Origin of the sequence: Halobacillus andaensis (assembly GCF_014636475.1) — a bacterium.
Taxonomy (GTDB): Bacteria; Bacillota; Bacilli; order Bacillales; family Halobacillaceae; genus Halobacillus_A; species Halobacillus_A andaensis.
The window spans coordinates 1-5,895 of the sequence record NZ_BMEL01000009.1; the positions used below are offsets into that span (position 1 = coordinate 1).

The window sequence follows — 5,895 nt, forward strand, 5'->3', positions numbered from 1 at the left end:
CGGACCAATGGGAGAAGCAGGACCAGCGGGAGCCACAGGAGCGACCGGACCAGCCGGACCAACGGGAGAAGCAGGAGCCACAGGAGCGACCGGACCAGCCGGACCAATGGGAGAAGCAGGACCAGCGGGAGCCACAGGAGCGACCGGACCAGCCGGACCAACGGGAGAAGCGGGAGCCACAGGAGCGACCGGACCAGCAGGTGGATTATCCGAATATGGTTATATTTACAATCTCGGTGCTCAGGTTGTGCCTATAGAGGCTGATGTCATTTTTGGTTCAAATGGAATAATTACACCTGGAATTACGCATGCGCCTGGAACCTCACAAATTTTAGTTACCACTCCGGGAGACTACGAGGTTACTTTCTCCGTGTCGGGTGTAGAACCAAACCAATTCTCACTATTTTTAAATGGGGCACCTGTAGCAGGAACGGTCTATGGTTCAGGGGCAGGAACTCAGCAAAACAACGGTCAGGCTATAATCGCCGTATCAGCTGGAGATGTTATTACCCTTCGAAATCATAGTTCTTCTGCAGCTGTTACCCTTCAGACTTTAGCTGGAGGCACACAAACAAACGTAAATGCTTCCATTGTCATTAAAAAATTGAATGGATAAGAAACCCTCATAAAACCAGTGTGAATTTGTAGTAAGATTTCATCAAGCGTTCCAGTCGATAGGGAGGAACATTTGGAGAACAATCTTGTAGTTCACAGGGTTACTAACGGATTTCAATAATTTGTATATCCGAACAACTTTCAATCAATCGCCCCTCAATTTTATGTACAACATGAAATTGAGGGCGCAATTGATTTTTTAATATAATCAAATAACAAGATTGTACACAACAAAAATTGTCTTTTTACATAACTTAAAAAGGAGGAAAATCGTGAGTTAAAGGAGAGGATTAAAGGTGATTACAATTAGTCTTTGCATGATTGTAAAAAATGAAGAGGACACTATCGCAAGATGTCTTGATTCGGTAAAAGACCTTGTAGATGAAATCATTATTGTAGACACAGGTTCAACAGATAAAACGAAAGAAATTGTATCACAATATACGGATCATATTCTCGACTTCCAATGGATTGATGACTTTGCTGCAGCCCGTAATTTCGCATTTAAAAACGCCAAAATGGATTACATTTTTTGGTTAGATGCGGATGATGTTTTAATGGAAGATGATTGCAAAAAATTTTTAAAGTTGAAGGAGACACTTGACACTACCATTGATTCAGTCACGATGCATTATAATTTGACCATCGATGATAAAGGAAAAGTTATTACGAGCCTGCGGCGTAACCGCCTTGTAAAAAGGAAAAATAACTTCCAATGGTATGGGCCAGTACACGAGTACTTGGAAGTTTCGGGAAATATACTGCACAGCGAGGTTGCTGTTACCCATTGCAGTGTACATCAAGACTCTGACCGTAATCTCCTTATCTATGAAAATCGTCTAAAACAAGGTGAACAATTCTCTCCCAGAGACTTATTTTACTTTGCAAACGAACTGCTTGAACACGATAAGCTTGAGGATGCTATCAAATACTATAAACAATTTTTATCAACAAATAATGGATGGGTAGAAGATTACATTTCTGCATGCGGCAGGCTTGCCGAATGTTATTATGCAATAGGTGATCATGAAAACGAGCTTCATTTTATATTAAAATCTTTTGAATACGACTCACCTCGAGCTGATTTTTGCTGCAGATTAGGGTACAGATTCCTTCATAATAATCACCCTTATCAAGCTCTTTTTTGGTATAAACTGGCCACCCAACTCGAAAAGCCCACTGACAATTTGGGGATGATTAACCATGCTTGCTGGACTTGGCTTCCGCATTTACAATTATGCGTTTGTTACTCACAAATAGGAAAACACGCATTAGCCTATGAACATAACGAGATTGCCCGGGAATACCTACCTGATCATCCAAGTATTCTTCATAATAAGCATTATTTAGAAAATATATTAGAATAGAGTCGGTACCGTTTTTGATAAACAAATCCTTTTATTGGGCAAAAATATTCTTCTAATATCTAAGTAATACCACCTGTATCAGATTAACGGTTATTATTATTAAGTGCAGTGCCATAACATGGAGCGCCTCACATCTATATATGAGGTCTAGGAAATACTAGCCTAATCCAATTAAGGTCGGAATCACCATGAAGGTCACTGCACATTTTTAGGCAATAACAGCTACTCTAATGGCTTTCCTTTTTTTCGTTCCTTATCGTAAAACTCTCTGAGTCTATTATTCGAGGAATGATATCTTCAGTAGATTCAACTGGAGGTTTTACGATTGTTCTCTGTTGTTTAAAGGCACTTCTTGAACATACCATCATCTTGAATCTTGTTTCGGATAAGTTTCCTGACGCTCACTTAAAAAGTTAAGAATTTGTCTTTTCTTAGTTTTGTTTGAAAAAATCCGACTTTAAAAAATAGCATAAGAAGCCTCTTCATCCTCCAACAAGTGGACCTCCCTGCAACTGCGAATGACGCCCTTCGGAGAACCGGTATCGACCCCTTTAATGTCAAATATTGCTCGAAAGAGAATTCGAATCGCTGCATCTCGCTCCACATCATTCGGGTTTTTAAGGGTAGCTAGCTAATTCAGCGGTTTATCTTGAATTCAATTCTTCCTGTATCGGGGGCAATTCAGCAATATTGTTCATGATCCGAATACTTTAACAAAATACATTACTATTATTTTAATAAAAGGAGAAGTTCGAATGATTGTCGGCTTATTCACTATGGGATTTATTGTATTGCTTTTAAGTTTTTTTATATGATTTCTACAACGGTATATTGAATTCGAGACTTTAAGAAACGGGGCAAATCTTTAACAAAGTATTTCTCCCATTATTTATTAGGGGTGGATAATGGAGGACTTGATTACGAGGTAACTGAAAGGGATAGTGTGTTAAAAAACCATTGAGCAAGCTAAAGTTAGGTGAAAAATGGAATGATAGAACCGAATTTTATGGAAAGGGGACTATTGTGAAAAAACATTTTAAAAATAAGCGTTATTGGATCCTCATGCCAACGTTTTTACTAGCTGGAATTATCATGTTCATTTTTCTTCCGAATGAATACAATGGTTATTCTTTTTTGATGGTTATTATATTATGGGTTGTTTTTCATGTTTGGAATTATTTCGCAGAAAAGAAGCACAAAAGTGAAAAGATCGAGAATTCAACTTAAAAATGGCTTGTTTTTTGAGTTTCGAAATCGATGTTTCCATGTAAAAGTTATCTTTCGCTCCTCGGCCGAGCATAAAGAAATTCATAATATATCATTAAAGTAACTGGTATAGTAATACTTATCTGTCCTGCTAAATCTAAATCAAAAAATGGGGTTATTAATAACACCACTCCATAGACAAATATAGGAATTCCTGTGATTTTTAGTATAATCATCACACTATCCCTCCTTCTATCTTTTTCCCTGCCAGTACTAAAGAAAACGTTTTTAAAAAAGCAATTAGGCTCTTTCCAAAGGAAATCGATATATCAACAATAGCTTCCTGAAATTAATTTATTAAATACAAAATTAAAATTACAAGTATTAAGAATCCGAATCCTACTAATCTTATACTGAGTACTTTTCTTTTTGATAAGTGCTCTCCTTTAGTCTCCAACCAATATGGAAAAAAACAATATTATAGGAGATAAAATAATTGCTGCAGAAGCTACTATAACGACAGCAAATTCATATAATCCCATACCCCCCACCACCTTTAGTGGTATCAAAGATATTCCTTTATATGAGGGATTAAGACCAACCAACCACGAATATATTAAGGAAGGAAACCATTGGAATGACATATATAACTTTTACTTAAAGGAACTTCCAAGGAATGGTTGGAAAGTTGAATATAAGCAAAGTGCTGCTGATAAAAATAGTGATGTGACGGGATTTATGTCTCGGTGGCGGAAAAAAGGAATAGAATGGGAATTATCTCTCTATGGAAGTTACTTTAAAATGAATAATCAAACGGAAGTTATTTTTGATAAAACTCCCATTTACCATTCAACAACTTGGATTGAAGAGGTTCCGACAAGTATCTGTATTCAACAAAATACTTCAAATGAAAGTTGTAATGAATTAAATGACAAAGCTCAAATAGAAGGTATTGTTAATTTTATAAACAATGCTATTGATTGGGAGGAAGCAGTATTACCTCGTGAAAAAACAAGTATAATTGACTTTGGAGATATAGAAATGAAAGCGACAAAGAAATTTACTTTCAATCAGTAAAAGGTATTAAATTGATGAAACCTGACCCAGGTTTCTTTAAACTTACAAACCTTTAATGACAATTATCTTATGAAAGTAACGGAGGCGTTAGTTAAATAAGAAAATTAAACCAAACAGAACTTCCGTTTTATGGAAGTTCTGTTTTTCTATAAATATCAACATTAAACTTTAACAGAGCCTCTTAAAAAGACGTAAACGATAGAATAGGACGGTTAGTTAAGTTTTAAGCATTGAGTTTAGTTTTCCAATTTGAAATAATTGGTCTTAGGGAGGGAACGACTAGAGTGATTACATAAACAAGGGTTGATAATGAATGAAAAAAATTCTTTTCCTAACAATGCTGATTTTGATTCTTTGTGCAGGCGGTATGCTTGGGTATATAAATTATAAAAAAAGCAGTACCGAAACTCGTGTGATTAAATATTTAAAAACTGAAGAAAATGTGTCAGAAGAAAAGATCGATTCTACTGAACCATTTATGGCTAATCTGCCAGGTGATCAAAACTTCATGGTGAGTGTAAGTTTAAAAGGGGATCAAAACTTATATTATTATTATGAAAATGAAGACAATCAAATCGTTTTAGAATCTTATACCGATGAGAATGGGTATGAGCATGTAAATAACTCCAAGTAGTCGCTAACTTTAATTGAAGATTACAGACAAACGAATAACCAAAGAAATTGTCCGGGTATCCTCATTCACTGACTTATCATCTTTGCCTCATTGGAAGTGGATACCTTATCCTTTTTTCATAACTTTTCATGAATGTCACTTGTCATGGTGAGTTCATGAGGAATTTTCGTTATTCGTAATCCCGATTATTTCTTTAAATACAATTGACCTTTCCCACTTCGGCAAATATCCGACCAAATCAGGATTCCAACGACAGGTGATATCCTTCTGAACACACTTTCGCCTTCTTTTTTGTTATAAACCTTTACTGCAATGTTTCCCTCTACAGAATCGATTGGAAGTTCTATTTCTCCCAAGCGGTTATTCATGGCGTCTCCTTTTTTTACCGGACGGTTGTTCGCCCATAATAAATGTATGGTTTCTTCAAATACAGACCAAGGTAAAAAAGGGGAATGATGTAAGTTGGATACTTCCACACCGCCTGCCGCAGCTCTTACATAGAAATATTGACCGTTCTTAAGCAAAGGGACTTCAATTGGCTCGGGACTTTCCTTTATTTTTTTCTTTAAGGTCTCCATTTTTTCCTTTACGAAAGTATTCGTGATTTGTAAAACATCCTTTCCTTTTATTAATTTAACCATAACCCCCTTGAGAGCCTATCCTCACTTTTGCAACCTCAAATCATAAGTTTCATCTATATAAGGTTGAATTTGTTGAAGGTTATTGACCCATTCCAACCGAATGTAGACTTCCCCAGGAGTAGGTTTTGTCTTATCTGTTTCTGCATAATGGGCAACCATAGAACCAAATGGCCAGTTAGGATATATGTTAAAGCCTGATCACCAATACTCTACTAAAAAAGATATTCAAATGCTGATGTCGATGATTCAATCGAACCAGTCCACTGTCAACAACGAAACACAAGTCAATCAATCAGGTGGATCAGATAACCTTTTTAAGGAAGTTAAAAATAAAAAACATATAGAAGAACCTCCA

The 5,895-nt window shown here is 36.3% G+C and carries 7 protein-coding genes; 5 read left to right on the top strand and 2 right to left on the bottom strand.

Annotation, left to right across the window (positions count from 1 at the left end; translation table 11 throughout):
* From IEV27_RS19695 to IEV27_RS19705, 3 genes are all read left to right on the top strand, one after another.
* Positions 1-616 (top strand): BclA C-terminal domain-containing protein (locus tag IEV27_RS19695; RefSeq protein WP_444979494.1); only part of this gene is annotated, 616 nt, incomplete at its 5' end.
* A 295-nt stretch (positions 617-911) separates the two neighbouring features.
* On the top strand, positions 912-1,982 hold the full coding sequence (locus IEV27_RS19700) for a tetratricopeptide repeat-containing glycosyltransferase family 2 protein (protein ID WP_209488456.1): 1,071 nt from the start codon (positions 912-914) through the stop codon (positions 1,980-1,982).
* A gap of 1,023 nt (positions 1,983-3,005) precedes the next feature.
* Entirely contained in the window at positions 3,006-3,209 is a 204-nt protein-coding gene (locus IEV27_RS19705) for a hypothetical protein (RefSeq protein WP_188379225.1), read from the top strand.
* A gap of 47 nt (positions 3,210-3,256) precedes the next feature.
* On the opposite strand, the gene IEV27_RS19950 is transcribed toward IEV27_RS19705, so the two are convergent.
* Positions 3,257-3,424: a hypothetical protein gene (locus IEV27_RS19950; RefSeq protein ID WP_209488454.1), complete on the bottom strand. Its 168-nt coding sequence runs from the start codon at positions 3,422-3,424 to the stop codon at positions 3,257-3,259.
* A 226-nt stretch (positions 3,425-3,650) separates the two neighbouring features.
* Between IEV27_RS19950 and IEV27_RS19710 the strand changes: the two genes are divergently transcribed.
* Both IEV27_RS19710 and IEV27_RS19715 read left to right on the top strand, forming a co-directional pair.
* The gene (locus tag IEV27_RS19710) at positions 3,651-4,265 is read left to right on the top strand and encodes a hypothetical protein (RefSeq protein ID WP_188379226.1); all 615 of its coding nucleotides are present in this window, start codon (positions 3,651-3,653) and stop codon (positions 4,263-4,265) included.
* Between the two features lie 313 nt (positions 4,266-4,578).
* Positions 4,579-4,899: a DUF3139 domain-containing protein gene (locus IEV27_RS19715; protein WP_188379227.1), complete on the top strand. Its 321-nt coding sequence runs from the start codon at positions 4,579-4,581 to the stop codon at positions 4,897-4,899.
* Positions 4,900-5,084: 185 nt separating this feature from the next.
* On the opposite strand, the gene IEV27_RS19720 is transcribed toward IEV27_RS19715, so the two are convergent.
* A complete protein-coding gene (locus IEV27_RS19720; protein ID WP_188379228.1) occupies positions 5,085-5,540 on the bottom strand; it encodes a hypothetical protein in 456 nt (151 codons plus the stop codon).
* Between the last annotated feature and the right edge of the window lie 355 nt (positions 5,541-5,895).

Coding starts and splice junctions, on each gene's coding strand:
- IEV27_RS19950 (WP_209488454.1), bottom strand. CDS start 3,424: ATGATTATACTAAAAATCACAGGAATTCCTATATTTGTCTATGGAGTG.
- IEV27_RS19710 (WP_188379226.1), top strand. CDS start 3,651: ATGGAAAAAAACAATATTATAGGAGATAAAATAATTGCTGCAGAAGCT.
- IEV27_RS19715 (WP_188379227.1), top strand. CDS start 4,579: ATGAAAAAAATTCTTTTCCTAACAATGCTGATTTTGATTCTTTGTGCA.
- IEV27_RS19720 (WP_188379228.1), bottom strand. CDS start 5,540: ATGGTTAAATTAATAAAAGGAAAGGATGTTTTACAAATCACGAATACT.